The following is a 26,921-nucleotide window of genomic DNA, read 5'->3' as shown; positions in this document are numbered from 1 at the left end:
TTCGGTGTTCCTCGGTCCGCACGCCCGGTGTTCGGCGTGCGGAGCAAACCTACGACGCCCCACTGACAAGGGACACCCGCCGGGGCGCCGCCCGGCGGAGCGGCCTGGCACCGCCGGTTCGGGAACGTACGGGAACCGGTTCCGGAACGTACGGGAACCAACCGCGTCGCCCGTCCGACTGCTGGGGGGTGAGTGCGAAGTCGCCGGGAGTCCGGCCGTTGAGTGTGCTGGCGGGGTTCGTCCTGCTGCTGGTGGTGGTGTTCGTGGTGGCCTACGGGGTGGGGCGCCAGGTCGGCCCGGTCGCGCCCGGGTTGCGGCCCGGTAGCGGGGGCGGCGGGTCGCCCGGGATGGACGGGCACGGCATGGGCGGGATGCGGTGAGCGCCGTCGCCGAGCCCGTGGTCGCCACCGATCTGGCGGTCGGCGGGATGACCTGCGCGGCGTGCGTGGGCCGGGTGGAGAAGCGGCTGGCCCGGATCGACGGGGTGACGGCCGGGGTGAACCTGGCGACCGGACGGGCCCGGGTGCTGCACCCGGCCGGGGTGCCGGTCGCGGAGCTGGTGGCGGCGGTCGAGCGGGCGGGCTACACCGCCGAGCCGCTGCCCGCGGGGGCGCCGGTCGGGGTGGCGGCGGAGGAGCCGGACGAGCGGTGGCGGCTGCTGGTCACCGCCCTGCTGGCCGTCCCGGTGCTGGTGCTGTCGATGGTGCCGTCGGCGCAGTTCACCGCCTGGCAGTGGGTCTGCTTCGCGCTCGCCGTCCCGGTGGTGACCTGGGGCTCGGCCGGTTTCCACCTCCGCGCCCTGCGGGGGCTGCGGCACGCGGCGGCGACCATGGACACCCTGGTCAGCCTGGGTGTGGTGGCCTCCTTCGGCTGGTCCGCGTACGCGCTGTTCCTCGGCGGGGCGGGCGATCCGGACATGCGGATGCCGTTCTCGCTGACCGCCGACGGCGGCGGCACCGCGCACGTGTACCTGGAGGCGGCGGTCGGCGTACCGCTGTTCGTGCTGGCCGGGCGGCTGCTGGAGGGCCGGGTGCGGCGGCGCAGCGGGTCCGCGCTGCGGTCGCTGGCCGAGCTGGGCGCCAAGCAGGTGTGCCTGCGGGGGGCGGACGGCGAGGAGCGCCTGGTGCCGATCGAACTGCTGCTGCCCGGGCAGGAGTTCGTGGTGCGGCCGGGCGAACGGGTGGCCACCGACGGGGTGGTGGTCGACGGGGGTTCGGCGCTCGACCTGAGCCTGCTGACCGGGGAGAGCGTGCCGGTCGAGGTCGGCCCCGGGGACCGGGTGGCGGGCGCGACGGTGAACGTGGGCGGCGCCCTGGTGGTGCGGGCCACGGCGGTCGGCGCGGACACCCAACTGGCCCGGATCACCGCGCTGGTGGCGGAGGCCCAGGCCGGCAAGGCGCGGGCGCAGCGGCTGGCGGACGCGGTGGCCGGGGTGTTCGTGCCCTGCGTGCTGGCGGTCGCGGCGAGCGTGCTGGGCTTCTGGCTGGGCGCGGGCGCGGCCCCGCAGGCGGCGGTGACGGCGGCGGTCGCGGTGCTGGTGGTGGCCTGCCCGTGCGCGCTCGGGCTGGCCACGCCGACGGCGCTGCTGGCGGCGACCGGGCGGGGCGCGGAGCTGGGCGTGCTGGTGCGCGGCCCGGAGGTGTTGGAGAGCCTGCGCCGGGTGGACACGGTGGTGATGGACAAGACCGGGACGCTGACCACCGGCCGGATGGAACTGGCCGCCGTCACCACCGCGGACGGTCCCACGCAGGACGAGGCCCTCCGGTTGGCCGGCGCGGTCGAGCACCGCTCCGAGCACCCGATCGGCCGGGCCGTCGCGACGGCGGCCCGCGAGCGCTGCGGGCCACTGCCGGCCGTGACCGGCTTCGCGGCCGCCACCGGGCTCGGGGTGACCGGGACGGTCGAGGGCCGGGCCGTCCGGGTCGGGCGGCCGGACGACGCCGCGCTGCCGCCGGCCCTGGCCGAGGCGGTGGCGCAGGCCGGGGAGGCGGGCCGCACGGCCGTCGTGGTCGAGCTGGACGAGCGGCCGGCGGCCGTCCTGGCGGTCGGCGACACGGTGCGCTCGGGGAGCTGGCGGGCCCTGCACCGGCTGCGCGGGCTGGGCCTGGAGACCGTACTGCTGACCGGGGACGGCCCCGGCGCCGCCCGGGCGGTGGCCGCCGAGCTGGGCATCGAGCGGGTGCACTCCTCGGCCTCCCCCGAGCGCAAGGCCGAGGTGGTGGCCGAACTGCGCGCCGCCGGACGGACGGTCGCGGTGGTCGGCGACGGCGTCAACGACGCGGTGGCACTGGCCTCGGCGGACCTCGGAGTGGCGCTGGCCTCCGGCAGCGACGCCGCGATCGGCGCGGCCGGGCTGACCCTGGTGCGCGGCGACATCGAGGCGGTGGTGGACGCCGTACGGCTGGCCCGGCAGACCCTGGCGACCATCCGGGCCAACCTGCTCTGGGCCTTCGGCTACAACCTGGTGCTGATCCCGCTGGCGGCGGTCGGACTGCTCAACCCGATGCTGGCGGCGGTCGCCATGTCGCTCAGCTCACTGCTCGTGGTGGGCAACAGCCTGCGGCTGCGCACCTGGGAACCGGGGCGGGGACAGCGCAGGGGCCAGGGACAGGGACAGGGACAGGGACAGCGCAGGGGAGGACGACGGTGAAGGCCTGGCAGCGTCTCGGGGCGGTCGGCCCGCCGGTCGGCGCGGCGGCGCTGGCCCTGGTCCTGCTCACCGGCTGGACGGCGTTCGGCGGGGCCGGCCGCGACCGCCCGGTGGAGGCCGGACCGGGCTGGGTGCTGCTGCCGACGGCCGGCGCGGCCTCCGCCACGGCGGCCTTCTTCACGATCCGCAACCCGGGCGACATACCGGACGAACTGACCGGCGCCAGCTGGGAGTTCGGCGGCCGGATCACCCTGAAGCGGCACCTGCACCAGGGCGCGGCGGGCCGCTGGGAGCCGGTCCCGGCGCTGCCGGTGCCGGGCCGCGGCGAGCTGCGGATGACCCCGGAGGACGCGGACCTGATGATCGCCGACCCGCCGCCGCTGCGGGCCGGCCAGTGGGTGGAGTTCACCCTCACCTTCCGGCACAGCCCGCCGCTGCGGCTCGCCGCCCAGGTGCTGCCGGCGGCCGAACGGCCGCGCTGAACGGGCGCGCTGAGCCGGCGCGCTGAAAACGTCAGGGCGTGTCCCGCGGATCCTTCCGGTCTGCGGGACACGCCCTACGTCATCGGCTCAGGAAGGCCGCTCCCCGAGCGTCTCCTCGACCGCCCGGCGCGGGGTGGCCGCCCCGGGCGGGCCGTACCCGGCCCGCAGGACCAGTTGGACGTGGCCCGGCCCGGCGGCCGGGTCGCGCAGCGCCCAGCGGGTGTCCGGCCACTCGATCGCCTGGTGCCAGACCGTGAGCCGGACGCCGTGCAGCGTGGCCAGCAGCCAGACCCGCTCCAGCGCCTGCCCGGTGCGCAGCCAGTCCGGCGGGCCGTCGCCGTGGGTGGTGAGGGTGCACAGCTGGGGCAACGCCTCGAAGCGCTGCGAGGGCGGCTGCTCGGGGGCCTCCGGCGGGCGGCCGCCGAACTCGCGCATCGGCACCCGGGCGTCGTGGTCCTGCGGGCCGAGCGCCGACCGCGGGATGCCGTCCTCGGCGGTGCCGTCGTCGGGCCGCAGCCAGGCACGGGACTCGGCGGCCCTGGCCGGGTCGGCGGCGTTGCGGCGCTCGGCGTCGGCGGTGAGCTGCTGCACCCGCCGTACGCCCTCCTCCTCCAGCGCGGCCAGGGTGACGCCCTCCTCCCGGGCGGCGGCCATCAGCTCGCCGATCACCGCCTCGGGCACGTCGCGCTGGGTGAAGGGCTCGCGGCTGGAGTGCCGGGCGGCGATGGCGGGGTAGAGGTCGCGACCGAAGGGCGCCTCCGCGACGGCCGGGCGGGAGAGGTCGAGCACGGCGAGCAGCCCGGGCTCGGCGACGTCCGGCAGCAGCCGGACCAGCGGTTCCCGGTCCAGCCGCCCGGCCGCCACCCGCAGGTTGAACACGGCCGCGCCGACCGCGATGTGCACGGCCGCACCGGCCGGGTCGGCCAGCGGTACGGAACGATCGGTGTCGGCGTACACGGCGATCCCGCGCCCGTCCGGGGTCGGCACGAAGCGCCAGGGCTGGCTGTTGTGCAGCGACGGCGCCGCGCCGCCGGCGGCGGCGAGCAGGCGCAGGTCGGCCGCGCTGAGCATCTGGGTGAGAGCCGGGTCGAGCGTCATGGCGATCCACTCCTTCAGCCGCTGGGCTTCGGCATCAACCGCGGGGTCAGGACGGGCCCGGAGGTCCCGCTGCTTCCGAGCGTGCGCGCCCGGCCGCGCGGACGACAGGGCCCTTGGGCCCGTCCTCACGAAGGCCGGGCGGGGGGGCCTTGGCGGGCACAGGCCCGTCCGGTGGATCGGGACGGGGGCGGATCCACCGGACGGGCCTCCGTCACCCGTGCGGGACGACCGCGACGGGAGCCTCGGCGTGGTGCAGGACGGCGTGCGCGACCCGGCCGAGCCGGGGGCCGAACTCGATCGGGCGGCGGCCCCGGCCGACCACCACCAGGGCGGCGCCCGCGGAGGCCTCGACCAGGGCGCGGGCGGCCCCGAGCTGCACGTCCTCGACCACCTCGACGTCCGGGTACCGCTCGCGCGGTCCGGCCAGGGCGAGCGAGAGCAGCTCGGCCTCCAGCGCCTCCAGCTGGCCGAGCTCGGCGGCCGGGACGGCGCCGCCCGCGTAGCCGAACACCGGCGGCAGGTCCCAGCCGTGCACCGCCCGGACCCGGGCGCCGCGCAGGGCCGCCGCGCGGAAGGCGAAGTCGAGCACCTCCGGCTCCGGGGTGTGGGCGTCGACGCCGACCACCACCTCGCCCTTGCCGCTCTCGCCCGCCGTTCCGGCCTCGCGCACCACGACCAGCGGCACGGTGCTGCGCCCGGCCACCGAGATGCTGACCGAGCCCAGCAGCAGCCCGGTGAAGCCGCCGCGGCCGCGCGAGCCGAGCACCAGCAGCTCCGCCTCCGCGGCGGCGGCCAGCAGACCGTCCACCGGCGCGTCCAGGACGGCGTCGGTCTCCACGGTCAGGTCCGGGTGCAGGCCGCGGACGTCCTCGGCGGCCTCGGCCAGGGTGCGGCGGACGGCCTCGGGCAGGTCGTCCGACTCGGCGAAGGAGGACACCCCGTCGGTCAGCCACGGCCAGGCGTGCACCAGGCGCAGCGAGGCGCCCCGGCGCACCGCCTCGGCGGCGGCCCAGTGAACGGCCGCGGTGCTCTGCGGCGACCCGTCGACCCCGGCCAGCACGGTTGACGTCATGTCTCTTCCTCCACACTGTCGACACGCTGTCGACGCTCGGCGGTTCGGTGCGGGCCGCGGTGCGCTCTGACGCCCCGTCCGCTCCTCCCCCACCCTGGCACCCGCACACGGCCCGGCGGCAGAGGCCGCAGGACCCTCCGCGACGGGACGAAAGGCCCGCCCGACGGAGCCTACGGCCGACCCCGCCGTCCCGGCCACCGACACCGGGGCACTACCTTGAACACGGCAATCCCGCTGGTCGGACGGCACCCGAGTCGGGTCGGGCGGCGGGGGCCGTCCGGACGGTGGACGGGCTGGTCAGGGCAGGACGACGAGGAGGACAGCGGTGGGCGGAGCGGACGGCGGCGCGGCGGGTGGCGGCGCGCGGATGCCACGGCTGCGCCTGGACGAGCTGCTGGAGGAGCTCCAGTGGCGGATCGACGCGGCGCGCGGCACGCAGAACCGGGTGCACAGCCTGTTGGAGGCGGTACTGGCGGTCGGGCGTGAGCTGGACCTGGCGCAGGCGCTGCACCGGATCGTGGAGGCCGCCGCCGACCTGGTGGACGCCCGGTACGGGGCGCTCGGGGTGATCGGGCCGGACGGGCACACCCTGTCGCAGTTCCTGACGGTGGGCCTGAGCGAGGAGGAGATCGCCGAGATCGGCCCGCCGCCGTCGGGCCGGGGCATCCTGGGCGAGCTGATCCGCGAGCCGCGGCCGCTGCGCTGCCCGGTGCTGTCCGACCACCCGGCCTCGGCCGGCTTCCCGGCGAACCACCCGCCGATGCACACCTTCCTGGGGGTGCCGGTGCGGGTGCACGGCGAGGTGTTCGGCAACCTCTACCTGACCGACAAGCGCGGCGGGCTGGACTTCGACGAGGACGACGAGGCGGTGATCTCGACCCTGGCGGTCGCGGCCGGGGTGGCGATCGACAACGCCCGGCTGTACGAGGAGGCGCAGCTGCGCCAGCGCTGGCTGCGGGCGAGCACCGAGATCACCCGCAGCCTGCTGTCGGGGGCGCCGCGGCTGGAGGTGGTCGAGCTGATCGCCCGCCGGGCCCGGGAGATCTCCGGTGCCGAGCTGGCGGACGTCTCGGTGGCGCTGGCCGGCCCGGAGGAGCGGGCCGAGGAGCTGACGGTGGAGGTCGCGCTCGGCGCCGATCCCTCCGCGCGGCTGGGGGTGACGGTGCCGGTGGACGGCACGCTGTCCGGCGCCGCGTACGCCTCCGGTTCGCCGGCCACCAGTGACGAGCTGGCCTCCGACACCCGTTTCCCGGCCGGTCCGGCGGGCCGCTTCGACGGGCTGGGCGCGGCGGTGGCGGTGCCGCTGGGCACCGGTGCCGGGTACGGGCGGGGCGTGCTGCTGCTGGCCCGGGCGCAGGGGCAGCCGGCCTTCGGGCCGGAGGAGACGGGCCCGCTGCTGGGCTTCGCCGACCAGGCCGCGCTGGCCCTGGAGCTGGCCGAACGGCGGCGCGACGCCGAACAGTTGAACCTGCTGGAGGACCGCGACCGGATCGCCCGGGACCTGCACGACCTGGCGATCCAGCGGCTGTTCGCGACCGGGATGACGCTGCAGAGCGCGGGCCGGCTGATCGAGAGCCCGGCCGCGGCGGACCGGGTGGCCCGGGCGGTGGCCGACCTGGACGAGACCATCAAGATCATCCGCTCGACCATCTTCGGCCTGCGCGCCCACAGCGAGCCGGACCGCGGCCTGCGCGCCCGGGCCACCCGGGTGGTCACCGAGGCCCAGGGGCCGCTCGGCTTCGCACCCCGGCTGAGCATGGAGGGCCTGCTGGACACCGACGTGCCGCAGGAGCTGGCCGGGCACGTGGTCGCGGTCCTCGCCGAGGCGCTCAGCAACGCCGCCCGGCACGCCGGGGCGTCCCGGGTCGAGGTGACGCTGCGCGCGCTGGCTGGGCGGGTGGCCCTGACCGTCACGGACGACGGCGTCGGCGTGCCCGAGGGCGGGCGGCGCAGCGGGCTGCGCAACCTGGCCGAGCGCGCCGACCGGGTCGGCGGCTCGTTCACCGTCGACCCGGCCGAGGGCGGCGGCACCCGGCTGGCGTGGGAGGCCCCGGTCGGGTCCTGAGGCCTGCTCGGACCGCGCGGCCTCCCTCGCCGCGCGGCGGCCGAGCCCGCGGCGGCCGCGGGGCGGTCAGCCCCGCAGGGCGCCCAGGAAGGCGAGCAGGTGGGCGTTGAACTCCGCCGGCCGCTCCATGTTCGGGTAGTGCCCGGTGCCCTCGACGGTCACCGCGCGGCCGTCGACGACGGTGCGGACGACCCGTTCGGCCAGGTTGACGTGGTCCGCCGAGTCGATGCCGCCGTTGATCGCCAGCAGCGGGACGGTGATCCCGGTCAGCCGCTTCCAGGTGTCGGTGACCGGCACCAGGTACTGGGGGTCGTCGGGGGTGTGCTTGGAAATGGTGTTCCGGGTCATCTCCTTGAGCCGGCGCACCACCTCCGGGTCGACCTCGTCCAGGCGGCGGTGCGGCCCTGAGGCGAGCCGGGTGAAGGAGTCGATCCAGCCCTCGCCGTCGCCCTCGGCGAGGGCCGCGGTCTGGTCGGCGGCGAGTTCGCCGAGCCACGGGTCGGTGAACTCGGACTCGCTGGTGCCGTTGCCGCTGATCACCAACGCGCGGACCAGCTCCGGGTGTTCGAGCGCCAGGTCGAGGGCGATCGTCCCGCCCATGGACAGTCCGATCACCGTCAGCGGGCCGAGGCCGAGGTGGCGCAGCAGGGCCGCCAGGTCGTCGGCGGGCCGGAACGGCCGGCTCGCGTTGTCGGAGGCGCCGTGGCCGCGGGTGTCCAACGCGATCACCCGGTACGCGGGCAGCAGGGCGGGGAGCTGGTCCGCCCAGCTCCGGTGGTCCAGCAGGCCGCCGTGCAGCAGCACCAGCGGCTCGCCCGTACCGGCGTCGAGGTAGGCGAGGCGGCCGTGGCCGCTGTCGAAGAAGCACAGGTCATCGGTGGAACCGGTAACAGTGGATTCAGTCATGACGACAATTTTAGGTCGTGTGACCTATATTTGTCTCCATGAGCACCGAACCCGTTTCCGGCGGCATCCCCGTGCACCCCACCTTCCCCTCCGACCGCCTCCGTCACAACCCCGACGGCCCCGTCCTGCTGGTCGGCGGCTACGGCACCGTCGGCACCGAGCTCGCCCGGCTCGCCTCCCCCTCCTGGCCGCTGCTGCTCACCGGCCGCTCCGAGCAGCGCGGCGGCGCCCTCGCCGCCGAACTGGACGACGCCACCGCCCGCCGCTGGGACCTCGCCGACCCCGAGCCGTTCACCGCCGCCGTACGGGCGGTGGTCGGGGTGGTCAACGACCCGGACGACCGGGTGCTGCGGGCCGCCGTCCGCGCGGGCGTCCCGTACGTGGACGTCACCCGCTGGACCGCCCGGCTCCAGCGGGCCGCCACGCTCGCCGCCCTGCTGCGCCCGACCGCCCCGGTGCTGCTCTCCTCGGCCTGGATGGGCGGGGTGACCAGCCTGGTCGCCGCCGCCCTGGCGGACCGGCTGGGCGGGGCCGAGCGGATCGAGACCGCCATCCGCTGGGACCTCGCGGACCGGGCCGGCGCCGACTCGGTCGAGTTCATGGACCGCCTGGGGCTCGACTACGAGGTGGTGCAGGACGGCCGGCGCCGCTCCGTCGTCCCGCTCAGCCGCCCGCGGACCGTCCGGATCGGCGACGCCCCGACGCTGGTCGCCGGGATCGACACCCCCGAGCAGTTCACCCTCCCGCTCACCCTGGGCACCACCACCGCCGCCACCCGGATCGGCTTCAGCTCGCGCTCCTCCACCACCGCCCTGCTCGCGGCCCGGCACGCCGGCTTCTTCCGCTGGGGCCGCGGTGACCGCTGGGAGCCGGCCCGCCGCGCCCTGCTCTACTCCCCCGGCGAGGGCGGCACCGCCCTGCTGCGCACCGACGTCACCTCCGGCGGACGCACCCTCACCGCCACCGTCGAGGACCGGGCCGGCCAGGCCAGGCTCACCGCCGTCGGCGCCCTGCTGGCGCTGCGCCGGGCGCTCGGCACGGACGGCGCCCCGCCGCCCGCCGGGGTGGCCTTCCCGGAGCAGACCCCGCGCCCCGGGCGGGTGCTGGAGGACCTGGCGGCCCTCGGCGTCACCGTCACGGTCACCGCGGCCGACGGCGCGCGCGGCGGGGAGGCGGCGGCATGAGCAGCGTCCGGGGCCTGAGCGGCAAGGGTGCCCAGAAGCGGGAGCAACTGCTGGACACGGCGGAGGAGTTGCTGGTCACCACGGGCAGCGGCGAGCTGTCCATGCGGGCGGTGGCCGCCGCCGCGGGCGTCCGCCTCGGGCACCTCCAGCACTACTTCCCGACCCACGCAGAGCTGGTGGCCGCCGTGCTGGAGCGCGTCCTCGCCCGCTCGGTGGAACGGCTCGCGCCGCTGCTCGACCCGGGCCGCGACGAGGACGCCCTGCTCCGCGAACTGCTCGCCGAGCAGCAGGACGCGCGCCTGGTCCGCCTGTTCGCCGAACTGTGGGCGCTGGCCGCCCGCGACCCCTCGGTGGCCGCCGCCGTCCGGGCCTTCTACGACCGCTACCAGGAGCTGGTCGCCTGCTTCCTCGCCGAACGCCGCCCGGCCCTGACGGAGGAGGAACGGCGGTCCCGCGCCCGGGTGTTCGTGATGCTGATCGAGGGCGCCTCGCTCTTCCGCTCCGGCCTGGCCGGCACCGCGGACGCGGCGGCGGACGCCGAACTCCTGCGCACCGCCGGGGCGTTGCTGGGCCCGTAGGCCCTTTCAGGCCAGGCGGCGGCCGATGACGAGTTCCGGGCGGATGCGGATGCGGACCGTGCCGCCCGGGTCGGCCGCCCTGGTGGCCGGGCGGACCTGGGCGCGGCCGAGGACGGTGACGAACCAGCCGGAGCCGTCCCGGCCGTCCACCTCGTCGGCCTCGAAGGCGATCACGGCGCCGTCCACCGCCCGGGCCAGTTCGGAGCCGGCCGGGGCCGAGAGCAGCACGCCGCCGGGGGCCAGCCGGAACGGCACCGGCAGGACGGCCGGGAGGGCGTCCACGGTGTAGACCACCCGGCCGACGTCGGCCCGGGCCAGCAGCTCCAGCGACCGCTTCCGGTCGAGTTCGCGCAGTTCCGGAAGGTCGGGACGGTCGGCCGGGACGGGGCGGTCGTGCGGGACGGGCCGAGGGGACGGAACAGGCCGGGGGGACGGGACGGGCCGGGGAGACGGGACGTGGTCGCGGTTCATGCGAGCGATGCTCGCCCGGGCCCGGGCCGGGCCGCGAGGGCCGATGGTCCCGGCGGGGCCCGGCGAGGGCCCCGCCCGGCGGGCCGTCGGCCCCGGGCCCCACGGCCCACGGCCCACGGCCCCGCCCGACAGGACCCGGAGGACCCGCCGGGCAGGGCCCGGGCCGGTCTTCGAACTCCCGTCGTCCGCCCGGAGGGCGGGCGGGGCGGCGTTGGGGTGCGTGCATCGCAAGGCGGAGGAGGGAGCCACTGCGGTGGGGGCACCTCCCGGCCGAAGGCTGGGGGCCATTGGCGACCGACGACAACGCGGCGAGGTGCGCTTGTGCCCTGGGGGTACCTCCCGGCCGAAGGCTGGGGGAGCGTCGCCCCGCAGACGCGAGTTCGAAGACAGGCCCGGGATCAGTACCGGCCGGAGCGCAGCACGGAGGGCTGCGGGGCGGCGGAGGCCTGGCGCAGCTCGGTGGCGATCAGGGCGGCCTGCACCCGGCGCTCGACGCCGAGCTTGGCGAGCAGCCGCGAGACGTGGTTCTTGACGGTCTTCTCAGCGAGATAGAGCCGCTCGCCGATCTGCCGGTTGGTCAGGCCCTCGCCGATGAGTTCGAGGACCTCCTGCTCGCGCACGGTCAGGCCCGGTCCGGTGGTGACCGGCTGGGCGGGCTCGGCGTCGCTGCGCAGGCGGTTCAGCAGCCGGGTCGCGGCGCCGGGGTCGAGCATCGAGCGCCCGGAGGCGACGGTGCGGACGGCGGCGACCAAGTCGGTGCCGCTGATCTGCTTGAGCACGTACCCGGCGGCGCCCGCCATCACGGCGTCCAGCAGCGCCTCCTCGTCGTCGAAGGAGGTCAGCATCAGGCAGGCCAGCCCGGGCATCCTCGAGCGCAGCTCACGGCAGACCGAGACGCCGTCGCCGTCGCCCAGCCGGACGTCCAGCACGGCCACGTCGGGCCGCAGGGCCGGCACCCGGACGAGCGCCTGCTCGGCCGTCGCCGCCTCGCCGACCACCTCCAGGTCCGGCTCGCCGTCCAGCAGGTCGTGCACCCCGCGGCGCACCACCTCGTGGTCGTCCAGCAGGAACACCCGGACCGGTGCCGAAGCCTCGGCACCCTCCGTCTTGGTCGCCATCACGCGGCTCCACCTTCGTCACCCCCGCACACTCCCAGCGGGGCCCAGGGCATCATCCCCCCGCGACCGGCCGCGGGCCCAGGGCCCAACGGCCCCATTCGGACCGGGCCGCAGGACCCGTACGGGCCCCGACCCCGACCGGGCCGGTCCGGGCGCCCTCAGCGCCCCTGCCGCCGGACGTTCCCCAGCCCCATCAGCAGGAAGGCGAGCGCGACGCCCGCGCCGCTGACCGCCGCGAGCACCACCCGGGGCACGACCTCGCCGCCGCCGGACAGCAGGATGGCCGCCGCTCCGAGCAGGGCGACGGCCGCACCGACCACCAGCCAGCCCGCCAGGGCCAGCGCCGGCGGCCGGTTGGAGCGCGGGGCGGGCCCCGCGTCCAGGGCGGCCCAGCGGACCGCCGTCTCCCGTACCTCCCGGCGGCGGTCCACCAGGGCCCGCACCCGCAGCGCCGCGCCGCCCACCAGTCCGGCGAGCGCGATCTGGGCGGCGGGCCGCCAGTCCGACAGGACGAGCAGCAGCCCGCCCGCGAGCGCGAGCCCGGCCCACCAGAGCACGCAGGCCGCGGCGGCCGTACGGGTGGAGCGGGGCCGGTCGGCGCCGGCCTGGAGGTCGGCGATGGCGGGCAGGTACCAGACACAGCCGCTCGCGGTGAGGGCGGCGGTGCCGATGGCGAGAACGGTGTGGTTCACGACCCGGCCTTCCTGGTCACGAAGGGGTGAGGAGGGTGAGGAGCGGAGCGGACGGGGCCGTCCCCGCCCGCCCGGGGGCAGCGACGCGGGCGGGGACGGCGTTCGGGGGGAGCGGACTCAGCCGTCCGAGGAGGGCGAGTCGGTGGAGGCGGACGCCACCCGCGCCCGGTCGGCCCGGCTCAGCGGCCGGTCGTACTTCGCCGGCTCCACGTCGCCCAGGTGCGTGGCGGGCTTGCCGCTGTGCTCCAGGACGTCCCGGGCCGCGATGTCCGGGTGGTGGAGGTCGAAGGCCGGGGATTCGGAGCGGATCCGCGGCAGCTTGACGAAGTTGTGCCGCGGCGGCGGGCAGGAGGTCGCCCACTCCAGCGAGCGGCCCCAGCCCCACGGGTCGTCCTCGGTGACCTTCTCGCCGTACTTGGCGGTCTTCCAGACGTTGTAGAGGAACGGCAGGATCGACAGGCCGAGCAGGAACGAGCCGATGGTGGAGACGGTGTTCAGGGTGGTGAAGCCGTCCGAGGCCAGGTAGTCGGCGTAGCGGCGCGGCATGCCCTGGGCGCCCAGCCAGTGCTGGACCAGGAAGGTCGCGTGGAAGCCGACGGTCAGGGTCCAGAAGGTGATCCGGCCGAGCCGCTCGTCGAGCTTCTTGCCGGTCATCTTCGGCCACCAGAAGTGGAAGCCGGCGAACATCGCGTAGACCACGGTGCCGAACAGCGTGTAGTGGAAGTGCGCGACCACGAAGTACGAGTCGGAGACGTGGAAGTCGATCGGCGGGGCCGCGAGCAGCACGCCGGTCAGGCCGCCGAAGAGGAAGGTGACCAGGAAGCCGACCGTCCAGAGCATCGGGGTCTCGAAACTCAGTGAGCCCCTCCACATGGTGCCGACCCAGTTGAAGAACTTCACCCCGGTCGGGACGGCGATCAGGAAGGTCATGAAGGAGAAGAACGGCAGCAGGACCTGCCCGGTGACGTACATGTGGTGCGCCCACACCGTCACCGACAGGCCGGCGATCGCGATGGTGGCCGCGATCAGGCCGGAGTAGCCGAACATCGGCTTGCGGCTGAACACCGGGATGACCTCCGAGACGATGCCGAAGAACGGCAGCGCCAGGATGTACACCTCGGGATGGCCGAAGAACCAGAACAGGTGTTGCCAGAGCATCGCCCCGCCGTTGGCCGGGTCGAAGACGTGCGAGCCGAACTTGCGGTCGCACTCCAGCGCCAGCAGCGCGGCGGCCAGCACCGGGAAGACCAGCAGCACCAGCACCGAGGTCAGCAGCACGTTCCAGCAGAAGATGGACATCCGGAACATGGTCATTCCGGGCGCGCGCATGCAGATGATGGTGGTGATGAAGTTGACGGCGCCGAAGATGCTGCCGAAGCCGGACAGCGTCACGCCCATGATCCACATGTCGGCGCCGACGCCGGGCGAGTGGATCGCGTCGGACAGCGGCGCGTAGAGGAACCAGCCGAAGTCGGCGGCGCCCTGCGGGGTCGCGAAGCCGGCCGCGGCGATCAGCGAGCCGAACATGAACAGCCAGTAGGACAGCATGTTCAGCCGCGGGAAGGCGACGTCCGGCGCGCCGAGCTGGAGCGGCATGATCCAGTTGGCGAAGCCGGTGAACAGCGGCATCGCGAACAGCAGCAGCATCACCGAGCCGTGCATGGTGAACGCCTGGTTGAACTGCTCGTTGGAGAGGATCTGCGTTCCGGGCCGGGCGAGTTCGGCGCGCATGACCAGGGCGAGGATGCCGCCGATCAGGAAGAACGCGAACGAGGACACCAGGTACATGGTGCCGATCGTCTTGTGGTCGGTGGTGGTCAGCAGTCTGACCAGGGCCGAACCGGGCCTCCTGGCCCTGACCGCCCCCACGGGGAGGGTCGTCGGCGGTGAGGTGGGGTCGCCCTGTGCCTGGGTGGCGCTCAAGGACGCACTCCTTCGGAACGTCGTGCGAATGGGTGGCGCTCCATGATCCGAACAGGCCGCCTCCGCACCCCAGGGCCCTTCGGCCCGCCCGTCCGGGGCCGCTGGGCCCGAGTTCCCGGCCCCCGACCGGGACCTCCCGACCGCGCGACCGGGACCTCCTGTCCGCTCGCCCACCGCCTGCCGTCCGCGCGTACGCGGCCTCCTGACCGGCCGTCGGGCCGCCTCCCGCGACCGCGCCGCCCGCTCGGGCCGCGCTCGCCGCGGCGCTGAGCCCCGGTCGAGAACCGCCGGAACGCGCCCCTCCCCACCGCCCCGCGCACCCGTCCGGCGGCGCCCCGCGCGCCCTCCGTCCGCCCGGTCCGGCCGGCCCCCGCCACCCGGCCCGACCTGCCGGAACGCCGTCCGCACAGTCGTACGAAACCCCCCGTCGATCCCACCTTCCGGCACCCCGGTTGTGCGGCCGATGTGACCGAAGCCGGTCGATTCCGTGGCCTTCAGCGCCGATCGGCCGTCAAGTAGCCTGCGCCCACCACCGCACGGCCCCCACCACCTGCTACACCGCCGCACTGCCGCCGCCCACGCCCCGGAGGTACGCCGATGCCCCTGGCCCAGCCCGCCACCCCCACCCGGCTGCGCTTCGCCGTCCTCGGCCCGCTCACCGGCGAGGCCGGCGGCCGCCCGCTGGCCCTCGGCCCGCTGAAGCAGCGGCTGGTCCTGGCCGTCCTGCTGAGCCGCGCCAACACCGCCGTCCCGGTCGACCTGCTCACCGACGCGGTCTGGCCCGAGGAGCCGCCGCGCACCGCCCGGAAGAACCTCCAGGTCTACATCTGCACCCTGCGCACCCTGCTCGGCCGCGAGGAGGGGCCCGACCGGCTGTCGCACTCGGCGGCCGGCTACCTGCTGCGGGTCGCCGAGCCCGAGCTGGACCTGCTCCGGTTCCGGGCCCTCGCCCGGGCCGGCCGGGCCGCCGCCGACGGCGGTGCGCTCGCCCCCGCCGCCCGGCTGCTGCGCCAGGCCCTCGACCTCTGGCAGGGCCCGCCGCTCGCCGACCTGCGCCGCTCCCCCGCCGTCGCGGCGGAGGCCGACCGACTGGAGGCCCGCTGCCTGGGCGTCCACGAGGACTGGGCGGAGACCGAGTTGGAGCTCGGCAACGCCGGCGCCGTCGCCGAGGACCTGGCCGAACTCGCCGAGCGCCACCCGCTGCGCGAACGCCTCCAGGCCGCCCGGATGAACGCCCTCCACCTCTCCGGCCGACAGGCCGAGGCGCTCGCCGTCTACGACACCCACCGCCAGCTGCTCGCGCGCGAGTTGGGCCTGGAGCCGAGCCCCGCGCTGACCGCCCGCTACCGCGAACTGCTGGCCCGCGGCCGCTCCCTGCCCACCGCCGCCCGCCCGGACCGCGGCACCGGCCCGGGCGGCTCCCTGCTGCCCGCCGACACCGCCGACTTCACCGGAAGAACCGACGAACTACGCCAGCTCGTCGACGAGTTGGGCTCCGGCGGCGGACGTGTCGCGGTGCTCACCGGCCCGGCCGGCAGCGGCAAGACCGCGCTCGCCGTACACGCCGGCCACCTGCTCGCCGACCGCTTCCCGGACGGCCGGGTTCTGGTCCGGCTGCGTACCGAGGACGGCGCCGCCCGCCCGCTGCCCGAGGTGCTCGCCGAACTCGCCGCCCTCACCGGCCGCCCGGGCGCCGCACCGGCCGCGGCCGACCGGACCGCCCCCGGCCCCGCCGACCCGGCCCAGCCCGACACCGCCCGGGCCGACACCGCCCGGGCCGCCGCGCTCTGGCGCGCCTCGCTCGCCGGCCGCCAGCTGCTGCTGGTCCTGGACGACGCCCCCGGCGAGGCCGTGGTCCGCGAGCTGCTGCCGGGCTTCGGCCCGAGCGCCGTCCTGGTCACCTCCCGCGGCCAGCTGGCCGGCCTCGCCTCGGTGCGCCGCATCGCCGTCCCGCCGCTCGCCCCCGCCGAGGCCCTGGACCTGCTCGGCCGCATCGTCGGCACCGGCCGCACCGGCGCCGACCGCGCCGCCGCCGCCCGGATCGCGGCCGCCTGCGGGCTGCTGCCGCTCGCCGTACGGGTCGCGGGCACCCGGCTGGCCGTGCTGCGCCACCTCCCGCTGGCCGAATACGCGGCCCGGCTGGAGGACCCGGCGGGCGCCCTGGACGAACTGGTCGCCGGGGACGTCACCGTCCGGGCCCGGCTGGACTCCGGCTGGCGCGACCTCACCGACCAGGGCCGGCTCGCCCTCGCCCGGCTCGCCGCCCTGCCGCTCGCCCTGCTCTTCACCCTCCCGGAGGCCGCCACCGCCCTCGGCCGGCCCGAGCGGCTCGCCCTGCGCACCCTGGAGGCGCTCACCGACACCGGGGCGGTCACCTCTCCCACCGGCGAGGTCACCGCCCACGCCGCGCTGTACGCCCTGCCCCGGCTCACCCATCTGCACGCCCGGGAGCGGGCGGTGCGGACCGCCATCGGGGCACCGGAGACCGTCGGGGCACCGCAGACCGCCGTCGCGGCGCCCGCGCGGTCCCCGGAACCCGTGTGACAGCCCCGGGCCCCGCTCACCCCAGGGTCAGCAGGTCCAGCACGTCCGCCCGCTCCGCCCCGCGCCCCTCCGTCAGCCCGGACAGCGCCAGCAGCACCCCGGCCGCGCCCGTGTGCAGGTCCGCCGAGAAGCGCCGCAGCCGCAACCCCGGCACCAGCAGCCCCTCCGGCCGGGCCACCAGGTGCCACTGGAGCCGGCCCACCTGGCCGAGCACCGCCTCCCGGGCCGGCGCCCCGCCCAGCCGGTCCAGCGCCAGCGTCAGCCCGACCCGGCCCCGGAACAGCCCCGGCTCCCGGATGAACCCGGGCGCGCAGACCTTCCGCACATCGGCCAGGAAGGCCTCCCCGCCCGGCAGTTCGCCGTGCTCCAGGTACTCCCGCAGCACCAGTGCGATCCCGCTGCTGCCCCGGTCCAGGTAGGCCAGCCTGCGCCCGGACTCCAGCACCTGCGCGGACCCGTCGGGCACCCGGACGCACCGCGCCACCGCCCGCTCCAGCGCCACCCGCCCGGAGTCCAGCAGCCACCGCTCCCCGGTCCGCCGGTACAGCCGCAGCTGGAGCAGCGCGACGCCCGCCAGGCCGTACAGCAGCCCGGCGGCCGCGGGCTCGTCCAGCCCGGGCACCGGCCCGCCGCCCAGCACCGCGGCCAACTCCCGTGCGTCGTCCAGCGCGTGGGCCAGCTCCCGGGGGCTGTCCAGCGCGTCCGCCAGCCGCAGCCGGGCCAGCGCCGCGCCGGCCCGGCCGCCGAACAGGCCCGCCGCGCGCGCCGGGAGGGCCGTACGGGCGCGCCCGGCCAGCTCCTCGGCCGCCTCCGTCCGGCCGATCCGGGCCAGCGCCAGCGCGATGCCGAGCGGCCCGTCGTACAGCCCGCCGGCGGCCGGGCGGTCGGCCCGCCGGCGCACCGCCGCGACCAGCCAGTCCGCGTACTCCTGCGGCCAGTCGGCCCCGGCGCGGTGCAGCGCGTACAGCACCCCGGCCGCGCCGTGCGACACGCCCGTCCCGCCGTCGGCGAAGCCTGCCACGTCCCCGGGGAAGAGCCGGTCCGGGCGGTCCGGGGTGGCGCCCGCGTGGATGCCCGCGACCAGCTCCCGGCACACCGGGTCGAGCGAGGGCCCGGCCAGCAGCTCCCGGCCGCGCCGCTCGCTCGCCGACTCCACCCGTGCCACCGCCGCGGGCCGCACCGGCCCCTCCTCCGGTCCCAGTCCGAACCACTCCCGCGCCCGCCGTTCCAGCGCCGGGAGCTTGCCCGGGTCGCAGTCGGCGAGCTCCATCACCGGCATCAGCAGCATCAGCCAGGTGGCCCACAGCAGGTAGCGGTCGGCCTCGGCGCCGCCCAGACCGGGCGGGACGTGCTGCCCGGCGGCGCCGGCCGTCGGCACCCGCCGGTCGTCCAGCTCGGCCGCGTACTCGAAGTCCACCAGCACCACCGACCCGTCCGGCCGGAGCACCACGTTGGCCGGGTGGAGGTCCCCGAACCGCACGCCCCGCGCGTGCAGGGCGTCGAGCGCCTCCGCCAGCCCGTCCACCACCCCGCCGACCCACCGCGCGTACGCGGCGCGCTGCTCGGCGGTGCAGTTCTGGTGCACCAGCGGGTAGCGCCGGATCGCCTCGGCGAACAGCTGGACGCCCTCGATGTGCTCCTGCACCAGGAAGGTGTGCTCCCACACCGTGCGCACCTCGTGCAGCCGGGGCACGCACGCCAGCCCGGCCAGCCGCTCCAGCGCCCACCGCTCGCGCCGCAGCCGGGTCAGGGCGTCCGCCCCGGTGCCGTCCAGCCCGGCGTACGGGCGGGCCTCGCGCAGCACCACCCGCTCGCCCGTGCCGTGCTTCTCGGCCAGGTAGATCCCGCCCGCGTTGGAGACCTGGAGCACCTCGACGATCCGGTACGGCAGCTCCCCGCCGGCCGCCTCCCGGGCGGCCAGGTGCGGGCGCAGCGCCGCCGGCGGCTCGACCCAGGCGGGCAGCCGGAAGGCCGGCTCGCGCGGGTCCGGCACCAGCGCGCCGGACGGGTCCCGCAGGGCCGGGACGGTCCTGCCCTCCGCGTCCCGGCACCACAGCTCGACGAAGGCCCCGTAGCGGGCGTACACCGGGGCGTCGCCGATCCGCAGGTCGGTGAGCACGTACGGCCCGGGGAAGCCCGCCAGCGCCTCGGCCAACTCCTCGGCCAGGGAGAGAAATTCGGCGTCCGTGGCCGGGTAGACGGTGACGAACTTGCCGCTGCCGCCGCGCCCCGCGTACTTGCCGTTGGCCACCCGCAGCGCCACCGGGCTGCGCAGGAACTTGAACGCCACCCGGCGGGCGGTGCAGATCCCCGCGACGACGGCCAGCGTCCGCTCGGCGCCGTCCTGCGCCGCCGACACGTGCAGCTTCCAGCCCTGCTCGGGCAGGTGGCCGCCGTCGGGCCGCAGCACCGTCCACAGCCCGCGCTGCTCCCGCCGCCAGCCCTCGGGCGGCTCGCCGAGGCCCAGCGGGTAGCGGCTGTCCCCGTCCCGCAGCCGTCCGGGGGTGTCGTAGTACGTCGGGTCGGCGAGGCAGTAGAGCTGGGTCTCGTGGACGTCGGCCATCGTGGGCCTCCTGTTCCGAAGTCTTCCGGGGTCGTCCGGGAGCGGGCGGTGCCTCGGTGGGCGGCGCCTCGGCGGGCGATGCGTCGGCGGGCAGTGCGTCGGCGGGCGGTGCGTCAGACGGCGGGGCTGAGCACCGGTCCGCGCCGCACCGGCGGCGCCCAGGTGACCACGGCCGCGCAGAGCGCGATGGCGAGGGCCAGCAGGGCGAAGGTCCGGGTGCCGCCGAGCGAGCCGAGCAGGACGCCGCCGACCAGCGGGCCGAACGGCTGGACCAGGGTGGACAGGAAGCCGGCCGCGCTCTGCACCCGGCCGATCCGGTCGGGCGGCGCGGCGGTCAGCATGCCGGAGACGAAGCCGATGCTGGCGACGGTGGACAGGCACATGCAGACGGCGCAGAGCAGCCCGATCACCAGCGGGGCCCTGGTCAGCACCAGCACCCCGGCGGTGAGCGCGCAGGCCCAGCAGGCGAGCGCGACCAGGCTGCCGTCGCGGGCCCGGGCGGCGAGCCTCGGGGCGAGCAGCGCCCCGGCCAGGGCGCCGGCCGCGGTGCAGGAGACGACGGTGCCACCGCCGAGGCCGGAGCGGCCGCCGTCGGAGGCGACGGCCAGGGTGGTGAACATCAGCGCGCTGAACGCGAAGTTCATCCCGAGGCCGAAGACCAGCAGCAGGGTGCGCAGGTAGGGCCGGTGCCAGACGAAGGCCAGTCCGGCGGTCAGTTCGGCCCGGCTGAACGCCGGTCCGCCCGTCGTGGCGGGCTTCGCGCGGGTCCGGATCAGCGCCACGCAGACGGTGGACAGCAGCAGGCCGACGCCCTCGGCGAGGAACGGCAGCACCGGGTGCCAGGCGAACAGCGCCCCGCCGCCGAGCGGTCCGGCCAGCCGGGCGGCGGCGCCGCGCGCCTGCATCCGGGAGGAGGCCTCGCGGGCCTGCCCGGTGGGCACCACCGCGCGCAGCAGGGCGCCGGCGGCCGGCCCGTAGACGCTGGAGATCAGCGCCCCGGCGGCGGCGACCAGCAGGACCAGCGGCAGCGGGGTGTGCCCGCGCAGCACCGCGACGACCAGGGCGGCGACCGCGAGCAGGCTGAGGACGTCGCAGATCCGCATCAGCCGGCGCCGCTCGATCCGGTCGGCGAGCACCCCGCCGGGCAGCGTGGTGATCAGCAGCGCGCCGACCGAGACGGTGCCGATGGCGCCCGCCCGGGCCGCCGACCCGGTCTCCCGCAGGACCAGCAACGGCAGGGCGATCGAGGCGAGTTGGGAGCCGAGGGAGGCCAGCAGGCCGCCGGCCCAGAGCAGCCGGAAGTCCCGGTTGCGGGAGAGCGGGGTGGGGTCCATGGCCGTCCTCCGTGGTCGGCGGGGCACCCGGGGGTGCGGATCGGGCCGGGGCGGCCCCGTCTCGGCGGGACCGCCCCGGAAGCCTTGCGGTGACCGATTGCCGGTGACCGGTGACCGGTGAACCAGTGACCGGGAACCGGCGACCGGGTGTCGGCGGCCGGGGGCGGCGGTGCGTCCGCCCCCGCGCACGGCCCGGTGTCCGGGCTCCGGTCAGACCGTGGTCTCGGCGCCGTGGACGTAGCTGATCAGGCTGAAGCAGAGACCGTCCGAGGACTCGCTCAGGACCTTCATCGCCTGGAGGTCCAGGATGTTGGCGACGTGCGCCTCGACCTCCGGGGTCTCCTCGCCGCTCTCGCCGACGTTCTGCTGCTCCATGTTCTCGGCCATGGTCGAACTCCCTTCCGCGCGGGGGTGGTTACGGCTCCGGCGGGCGGCTGCCCGCCGTTGCCGACCACCGTGGCCCGAGCCGCCTGCGCCCGGCTTCGGGGCCGGTTGGAAACCGGTATGGCCGCAGGTCGGAGCGGCCGCGCCGGCCCTCCGGGCCCCGGGCGGGCCCGCCCGGGAGGCTGCCGCACCCCGTCCCACCTGCGGCCATACCGCCTACCAGGCGTTCCCGAACCGGGCCCGAAGCCGCGCCCGCGACCCTGGCCCGGAACGCTCGCGCCCCCGTACCACCGCCCCGCCGCGCACACCCCGCACCACCGCCCGGCCCGCACCACCGGGCCGCGCCAACCGCCCCGCCGCGCACACCCGTTCCGCTTCGCCGCGCACGCCCCGCACCGCGAAGGACGACCGAAGGACGGCCACCATGCCCTGCCCACTCTGCGCCCAACTCGTCGGCACCAACGACCAGTTCTGCCCCTCCTGCGGCACCCCCCGGGCCGCCGCCCTCGACCTGGCCGCCGAGGAGCGCAAGCTGGTCACGGTGGTCTTCTGCGACCTGGTCGACTCCACCGCCCTGTCCGGCGCGCTCGACCCGGAGACCCTGCGCGAGGTGGTCCTGCGCTACTTCGAGCGGATGCACCACCGGATCGAGGCGCACGGCGGCACCCTGGAGAAGTTCATCGGGGACGCCGTGATGGCCGTCTTCGGCGTCCCGGTGATCCGCGAGGACGACGCCCACCGGGCGCTGGCCGCCGCGCTCGCCATGCTGGAGGACGTGGAGGACCTCAACACCGAGCTGGACGCCACCCTCGGCGTCCGGCTGGACGTCCGGATCGGTGTCAACACCGGCCAGGTGGTGGCGGGTTCGGACGCCTCGGCGCGCCAGGCGCTGATCTCCGGCGAGACCGTGAACATCGCCGCCCGGCTGCAGACCCGGGCCGCCCCCGGCCAGGTGCTGATCGGCCCGCAGACGCTGCGCGCGGCCGGCCCGGCCGCCCAGGTGGACGAGGTCGGCCCGCTGCACCTCAAGGGCAAGGCCGAGCCGGTCACCGCCTACCGCCTGGTCGGCCTGGACGAGGACGACCCGGAGCTGCTGCGCCGCTTCGACGTCCCGCTGGTCGGCCGGGAGCGCGAACTGGCCCTGCTGGACGCCGCGTTGGCCCGGGTGGCGGGCGGCCAGGGGGCCGAGCTGCTGCTGGTGGCCGGCGAGGCGGGCATCGGCAAGACCCGGCTGGTGCGCGACTGGCGCGAGCGGGTGGGCCGGCGCACCGCGCGCTGCGGCACCGCCCGCTGCCGCAGCTTCGGCGGGCAGGGCGTGCTGGCGCCGCTCGCCGAGGCGGTCCGGACCCTGCTGGACGAGCCCGAGGGCGCCGCCCCCGCCGAGGCGCTGGCCCGGCTGGACGAGGCGACGGCGCCGGGCATCGACGCCGGCCGCTCGCTGGAGCTGCTGGCCGCGATCCTGCGCGGCCGCACCGTCGAGCGCCCGGCCGTCCTGGTCCTGGACGACTGCCAGTGGGCCGGCCCGGTGCTGCTGGACGCCGTCGAGCGGCTGGCCGCCGAACTCGGCGCGGCCCCCGTGCTGCTGCTCTGCCTGACCCGCCCCGAGCTCCCGGCCGCCCGCCCGGAGCTGCCGACGCTGCCGGTCGGCGGCCTGTCCTGGGACGAATCCGCCCTGCTGGCCGCCCAGTTGACCGAGCTGAGCGCCCACCAGGACGCGGTGCCCACCCGGCTGCTGGAGCGCGCCGAGGGCAACCCGCTGCACCTGGAGGAGCTGCTGGCCGCCCTCACCGAGACCGAGGGCCCCGCACTGACGGACGAACTGCCGCCCACCGGACGGGCGTTGCTCAGCGCCCAGATCGACGGGCTGGAGCGCGACGAGCGCGCCACCCTCGACCTCGCCGCCGTCCTCGGCCGCGCCTTCACCGCCGCCGAACTCGCCGAACTCGCCCACGGCGGCAGCGACCAGGACGCCTTCGCCGACCCGCAGGACGACGTCTTCACCGGCCCGATCGACGGCCTGCCGGCCGGCCCGTCCGCCTGGGTCGACGACACCCCGCCGCGGCTGCACGCCGCGCTGGCCCGGCTGGCCGAGCTGCGGCTGGTCGAACCGACCGGCACCGGCTACCGGTTCAGCAGCGGCCTGGTCCAGGAGTCGGTCTACCAGTCCATGTCCAAGCGGGCCCGCGCCGAGCGCCACGAGCGCGCCGCCGACCTGCCGGCCGTCCGCTCCACCGGGGACGCCGCCGTCGGCGGCCACCTGGAGCGCGCCCACCGCTACCGACTGGAACTCGGCCTGCTGGACACCCGCACCGACGTGCTGCGCACCCGCGCGGCCACCGCCCTCGGCACCGCCGGGGCCGGTGCGCTGGCCCGCGCCGACCTGCCCGCCGCCACCGACCTGCTGGAGCGCGCGGTGCGGCTGCACTACCCGGGCGAGCGCGCCACCGGCCCGGTGCTGCGCCGCCTCGGCGAGGCCCGGCTGGCGCTCGGCCGCGCCGAGGAGGCGCTGCCCGTCCTCGCCCAGGTGCGGGACGCGGCCGCCGACCCGCTGGACGCCGCGCACGCCCGGCTCGCGCTGGCCGCCCGCGGCCTGCCGCCCGGCCAGGACCAGCCCGCCGCGACCGCCCGCGCCGTGCTGCCGCTGTTCACCGACACCGGGGACGACCTCGGCCAGGCCCGGGCCGGGCTGCGGCTGGCCGAGGAGCACCTGCTGGCCGGCCGCCACACCGAGGCCGAGCAGCTGCTGGACCGGGCGCTCGGCCAGGTCTCCCGCACCGACGCCGAGCTGGACCGGGCCGCCGTGCTGGCCGCGCTGGCCGCCTCGCTGCTGGCCGGCCCCGAGCCCGTCCCGAACGCGACCTTCCGGCTGCGCGCCCTGCTCGCCGAGCACGGCACCGGCCGGCGGACCGTCCGGGTCGCGCTGAACGGCCCGCTGGCCGTCCTGCTGGCGCTGCGCGACCGCCCCGAGGAGGCCGAGCTGCTGCTCGCCGAGGCCAACGGCCTGGCCGGGGAGCTGTCGCTGGCCGAGGCGATGATCGCGCTGCCCGCGCTGACCGCCCAGGCGGCGGCCGCGCTCGGGCAGGGCGGCCAGGCGCTGGACCTGCTCGCCGACGCCGCCGAGATCGCCCGCCACCAGGGCAGCGCCGCCCCGCTGCCGCGCCTCGCCCTGACCACCGCCCGGGTCCTGCTGGACACCGACCGCCCGGCCCAGGCCGCCCGGCACCTGGACGGCGCGGACGCCGTCGCCGCGCTGCCGCCGGTGCTCGCGATCGAGCTGGACGCGCTGCGCGGCCGGCTCGCGGCCGCCCGTGGCGAGGCCGCGCCGGCGCTGGACCTGACCGCCGCCGCCCTGTCCGCAGCCGAGGCCACCGAGTCGCTGCTGCTCCAGGCGCTGACCGCGCTCGACCGGGCGCACGCCCTGCTGCTGCTCGGCCGCCCCGCCGAGGCCGCGGCGGCCGCCGCCACCGCCCGGGACCGGTTCGCCGCCAAGGGCCACCTGCCGGGCGTTCGGCGCGCCGAGCGGCTCGGGGGCACCCGGTGAGCGGCCCGGCCGGCCTCACCTGGAGCCTGCGCGACCGCACCCCCGCCGACCTCCCGGTGCTCGCCGACGCCGTCGCCAGCGACGCCGGGGCATCCGACGCCGGGGGCACCGGCAAGGGCGTCCGGGTCTGCGTGGTCGACTCCGGGATCGAGCCCGACCACCCGCTGGTCGGGCCGGTGCAGGGCTCCTGGGCGGTGGTCAAGGACCCGGTCACCCGGGAGCTGACCGTCCGCCCCGACAGCGCCGGCGACACCTGCGGGCACGGCACCGCCTGCGCGGGCATCATCCGCCGCACCGCCCCGGACTGCGAGCTCTACAGCGTCCGGGTCCTCGGCGAGCGCTTCACCGGCACCGGCGACATGCTGATCGCCGGGCTGCGCTGGGCCGTCGGGCAGGGCTTCGACGTGGTCAACCTCAGCCTCTCCACCACCCGGACCCGCTTCCTGGAGCAGCTGCACGCGATCGCCGACGACGCCTTCTTCGCCCGCACCGCGATCGTCGCCTCCGCCCACAACACCCCGGTGGAGAGCTACCCGTGGCGCTTCTCCTCGGTCATCTCGGTGGGAAGCCACCAGGAGGAGGACCCGGAGCTGCACCTGTACAACCCGGCGCCGCCGGTGGAGTTCTTCGCCCCCGGCCAGAACGTCCGGGTGCCCTGGCTCGGCGGCGCCACCATCCGCACCACCGGCAACAGCTTCGCGACCCCGTACGTGGCCGGGCTCTGCGCCCGCATCCTGTCCCGGCGGCCGAGGCTGACCACCTTCCAGCTGAAGAGCGCGCTCTACCTCACCGCGGCCAACGTCCAGGTCCCTTCCACCCCCACCCCGGAGGCGCCCGATGACCCTCAGCACTGACCCCGCCGTCGACCCGCTGGCCCGCGAGCTGCTCCAGTCCGTGGTGGACGTCGCCCGGGCGATCTTCGGCGCCCAGGCCGGCTCGGTGTGCCTGCTCGACGAGGCGGCCGGGGAGCTGGTCTTCCAGGCCGTCTCCGGCCGGGGCGAGGAGTCGCTGGTGGGCCGCCGCTTCCCGGCCGGCCGGGGGATCGCCGGCTGGGTGGCCGCCTCGGGCGAGCCGATGGTGGTGGACGACCTGGGCGCCAACCGCACCTTCGACCGGGACTTCGCCGAGTCCACCGCGTACGTCCCGACCGCCCTGATGGCCGCCCCGCTCACCCACGGCAGCCGGGTGCTCGGCGTCCTGGAGGTGCTGGACCCGGCCCCGCAGGCCCGCGCCAGCCTGCCCGAGCTGGACCTGCTGGCCATGTTCGCCCGTCAGGCCGCCGCCGCCCTGCGGGTGATCGCCGAGCGCTCCCCCGCCCCGGAGCCGGCCCCCGACCGGGCCGCCGCCCTCGGCCTGCTCGCCGACCTGGAGGAGCTGCTGCGGCGTCAGCCCTGACCGGGCGCGCCGTCCAGCCGGGCGAGCTGCCCGCGCTCCAGCGCCGCGTACACCGTGCCGTCCGGGGCGACGGCGATGCCGTGCGGTTCGGCGCCCCCGCCCGGGAGGGGGTGGCCGCCGAGCCGCCCGTCCGGGCCGAGCACCCCGATCCGGCCGGCGCCCCACTCGGTGAACCAGAGCCGGCCGTCCGGCCCGGCCGCGATCGCGTGCGGGCGGGCCGCGCGGTCGGCCAGCGGGTACTCGGTCACCTCGCCGTCCACGGTGATCCGCCCGACCAGCCCGCCGCCGATGCCGACGTACCAGAGCGCGCCGTCCGTCCCGGCGGTGATGCCGACCGGCGCGGTGCCCCCGGTGGGCAGCCCGTGGACGGTCACCCGGCCGTCGACGGTGATCCGGGCGACGGCGTCGGCCTGGTTGAGCGTGCACCACAGCGCCCCGTCCGGCCCGGCCGTGATCAGCGACGGGAAGGCCCCGGCGAGCGGCAGCGGGAACTCCGTGACCTCACCGGCCACGGTGATCCGCCCGATCCGGCCGGCGTTCAGCTCGGTGAACCAGAGCGCCCCGTCGGGCCCGGCGGCGATCCCGTACGGCCCGGCCTCCTCCGTCGGCAGCGCGAAGGACGTCGCCGTCCCGTCCACCGTGATCCGACCGATCCGGTGGTCCCGCATCCGGCTGAACCAGAGCGCCCCGTCCGGCCCCGCCGTGATCACCGCGGGCCCGCACCCCGGCGCGCCGAGGCCGAAGCGCTCGACCGTCCCGTCCGCGGCCAGCCGCCCGATCTCCCCGGCGTGCACCAGGGTGAACCACACGCCCCCGTCGGGCCCCACGGCCACCCCGTACGGCCCGGCCCCCGCCTCGGCCACCTCGAACAGTTCCACGCAACCCCTCCGCATCACTATCGCGACTCAAATCGCATTAGCG

General features: G+C 76.9%; 20 protein-coding genes and 1 pseudogene. 10 read left to right on the top strand and 11 right to left on the bottom strand.

Annotation, left to right across the window (positions count from 1 at the left end; all coding sequences use genetic code 11):
- Positions 1-218 precede the first annotated feature (218 nt).
- The 3 genes from ACFCY1_RS05835 to ACFCY1_RS05825 are packed head-to-tail and all read left to right on the top strand — an operon-like array spanning position 219 to position 3,132.
- Complete coding sequence (locus tag ACFCY1_RS05835) at positions 219-380, top strand: hypothetical protein (protein ID WP_375873663.1); 162 nt, start codon at positions 219-221, stop codon at positions 378-380.
- Positions 377-2,650, top strand: coding sequence for a heavy metal translocating P-type ATPase (locus tag ACFCY1_RS05830; protein ID WP_375873662.1), 2,274 nt, complete (start codon positions 377-379; stop codon positions 2,648-2,650). Before ACFCY1_RS05835 ends, ACFCY1_RS05830 begins: the two co-directional genes overlap by 4 nt.
- The gene (locus tag ACFCY1_RS05825; protein ID WP_375873661.1) at positions 2,647-3,132 is read left to right on the top strand and encodes a copper chaperone PCu(A)C; all 486 of its coding nucleotides are present in this window, start codon (positions 2,647-2,649) and stop codon (positions 3,130-3,132) included. Before ACFCY1_RS05830 ends, ACFCY1_RS05825 begins: the two co-directional genes overlap by 4 nt.
- Positions 3,133-3,219: 87 nt before the next feature.
- Here ACFCY1_RS05825 and ACFCY1_RS05820 read toward each other — a convergent pair whose 3' ends face one another.
- Both ACFCY1_RS05820 and ACFCY1_RS05815 read right to left on the bottom strand, forming a co-directional pair.
- Positions 3,220-4,230, bottom strand: coding sequence for an Acg family FMN-binding oxidoreductase (locus tag ACFCY1_RS05820; RefSeq protein ID WP_375873660.1), 1,011 nt, complete (start codon positions 4,228-4,230; stop codon positions 3,220-3,222).
- Between the two features lie 211 nt (positions 4,231-4,441).
- Positions 4,442-5,302 (bottom strand): universal stress protein, encoded by an 861-nt coding sequence (locus ACFCY1_RS05815; RefSeq protein WP_375873659.1) that lies wholly within the window; start codon positions 5,300-5,302, stop codon positions 4,442-4,444.
- A gap of 367 nt (positions 5,303-5,669) precedes the next feature.
- Between ACFCY1_RS05815 and ACFCY1_RS05810 the strand changes: the two genes are divergently transcribed.
- Positions 5,670-7,367 (top strand): GAF domain-containing protein, encoded by a 1,698-nt coding sequence (locus tag ACFCY1_RS05810; protein WP_375873692.1) that lies wholly within the window; start codon positions 5,670-5,672, stop codon positions 7,365-7,367.
- Between the two features lie 66 nt (positions 7,368-7,433).
- Here the strand turns inward: ACFCY1_RS05810 and ACFCY1_RS05805 are convergent, their stop codons facing one another.
- On the bottom strand, positions 7,434-8,273 hold the full coding sequence (locus tag ACFCY1_RS05805) for an alpha/beta fold hydrolase (protein WP_049659241.1): 840 nt from the start codon (positions 8,271-8,273) through the stop codon (positions 7,434-7,436).
- A 38-nt stretch (positions 8,274-8,311) separates the two neighbouring features.
- Here ACFCY1_RS05805 and ACFCY1_RS05800 point away from each other — a divergent pair, with 38 nt between their 5' ends.
- Together ACFCY1_RS05800 and ACFCY1_RS05795 are read left to right on the top strand one after the other, a co-directional pair.
- Positions 8,312-9,457, top strand: a complete 1,146-nt coding sequence (locus ACFCY1_RS05800) for a saccharopine dehydrogenase (RefSeq protein WP_117486648.1) — start codon at positions 8,312-8,314, stop codon at positions 9,455-9,457.
- Positions 9,454-10,035: a TetR/AcrR family transcriptional regulator gene (locus tag ACFCY1_RS05795; protein WP_074003715.1), complete on the top strand. Its 582-nt coding sequence runs from the start codon at positions 9,454-9,456 to the stop codon at positions 10,033-10,035. Before ACFCY1_RS05800 ends, ACFCY1_RS05795 begins: the two co-directional genes overlap by 4 nt.
- Positions 10,036-10,041: 6 nt before the next feature.
- Here the strand turns inward: ACFCY1_RS05795 and ACFCY1_RS05790 are convergent, their stop codons facing one another.
- The 4 genes from ACFCY1_RS05790 to ctaD all read right to left on the bottom strand — a co-directional run bounded on the left by ACFCY1_RS05790 (position 10,042) and on the right by ctaD (position 14,185).
- Positions 10,042-10,506, bottom strand: coding sequence for a pyridoxamine 5'-phosphate oxidase family protein (locus tag ACFCY1_RS05790; protein ID WP_082346202.1), 465 nt, complete (start codon positions 10,504-10,506; stop codon positions 10,042-10,044).
- A 398-nt stretch (positions 10,507-10,904) separates the two neighbouring features.
- Positions 10,905-11,624 (bottom strand): response regulator transcription factor, encoded by a 720-nt coding sequence (locus ACFCY1_RS05785; protein WP_074003716.1) that lies wholly within the window; start codon positions 11,622-11,624, stop codon positions 10,905-10,907.
- Positions 11,625-11,782: 158 nt separating this feature from the next.
- Complete coding sequence (locus ACFCY1_RS05780; protein ID WP_074003717.1) at positions 11,783-12,316, bottom strand: hypothetical protein; 534 nt, start codon at positions 12,314-12,316, stop codon at positions 11,783-11,785.
- A 117-nt stretch (positions 12,317-12,433) separates the two neighbouring features.
- On the bottom strand, positions 12,434-14,185 hold the full coding sequence (gene ctaD, locus ACFCY1_RS05775; protein WP_375873691.1) for a cytochrome c oxidase subunit I: 1,752 nt from the start codon (positions 14,183-14,185) through the stop codon (positions 12,434-12,436).
- Between the two features lie 651 nt (positions 14,186-14,836).
- On the opposite strand from ctaD, the gene ACFCY1_RS05770 reads away from it, so the two are divergent.
- Positions 14,837-16,783 carry a BTAD domain-containing putative transcriptional regulator gene (locus tag ACFCY1_RS05770; protein WP_375873658.1) on the top strand — a complete coding sequence of 649 codons (1,947 nt, stop codon included), beginning with the start codon at positions 14,837-14,839 and terminating at the stop codon, positions 16,781-16,783.
- 16 nt (positions 16,784-16,799) lie between these two features.
- On the opposite strand, the gene lanKC is transcribed toward ACFCY1_RS05770, so the two are convergent.
- From lanKC to ACFCY1_RS05755, 3 genes and pseudogenes are all read right to left on the bottom strand, one after another.
- On the bottom strand, positions 16,800-19,346 hold the full coding sequence (lanKC, locus tag ACFCY1_RS05765; RefSeq protein WP_375873657.1) for a class III lanthionine synthetase LanKC: 2,547 nt from the start codon (positions 19,344-19,346) through the stop codon (positions 16,800-16,802).
- A 43-nt stretch (positions 19,347-19,389) separates the two neighbouring features.
- Positions 19,390-20,680 (bottom strand): annotated as a pseudogene (locus ACFCY1_RS05760) (MFS transporter); the annotation flags it as partial.
- Positions 20,681-20,890: 210 nt separating this feature from the next.
- Entirely contained in the window at positions 20,891-21,067 is a 177-nt protein-coding gene (locus ACFCY1_RS05755; RefSeq protein WP_158077737.1) for a hypothetical protein, read from the bottom strand.
- A 421-nt stretch (positions 21,068-21,488) separates the two neighbouring features.
- Between ACFCY1_RS05755 and ACFCY1_RS05750 the strand changes: the two genes are divergently transcribed.
- The 3 genes from ACFCY1_RS05750 to ACFCY1_RS05740 are packed head-to-tail and all read left to right on the top strand — an operon-like array spanning position 21,489 to position 26,000.
- A complete protein-coding gene (locus tag ACFCY1_RS05750; RefSeq protein ID WP_375873656.1) occupies positions 21,489-24,605 on the top strand; it encodes an adenylate/guanylate cyclase domain-containing protein in 3,117 nt (1,038 codons plus the stop codon).
- On the top strand, positions 24,602-25,459 hold the full coding sequence (locus ACFCY1_RS05745) for a S8 family serine peptidase (RefSeq protein ID WP_375873655.1): 858 nt from the start codon (positions 24,602-24,604) through the stop codon (positions 25,457-25,459). The genes ACFCY1_RS05750 and ACFCY1_RS05745 overlap by 4 nt, the downstream gene beginning before the upstream one ends.
- Entirely contained in the window at positions 25,443-26,000 is a 558-nt protein-coding gene (locus tag ACFCY1_RS05740) for a GAF domain-containing protein (protein WP_049661076.1), read from the top strand. The genes ACFCY1_RS05745 and ACFCY1_RS05740 overlap by 17 nt, the downstream gene beginning before the upstream one ends.
- Here ACFCY1_RS05740 and ACFCY1_RS05735 read toward each other — a convergent pair.
- Positions 25,991-26,893 (bottom strand): virginiamycin B lyase, encoded by a 903-nt coding sequence (locus ACFCY1_RS05735; RefSeq protein ID WP_375873690.1) that lies wholly within the window; start codon positions 26,891-26,893, stop codon positions 25,991-25,993. The genes ACFCY1_RS05740 and ACFCY1_RS05735 overlap by 10 nt on opposite strands.
- Positions 26,894-26,921: the final 28 nt, after the last annotated feature.

Origin of the sequence: Kitasatospora sp. NPDC056273 (assembly GCF_042268845.1) — a bacterium.
Taxonomy (GTDB): domain Bacteria; phylum Actinomycetota; class Actinomycetes; order Streptomycetales; family Streptomycetaceae; genus Kitasatospora.
Note: the sequence above shows the minus strand (reverse complement) of the source record. Positions and strands in the feature narration are given on the sequence as shown.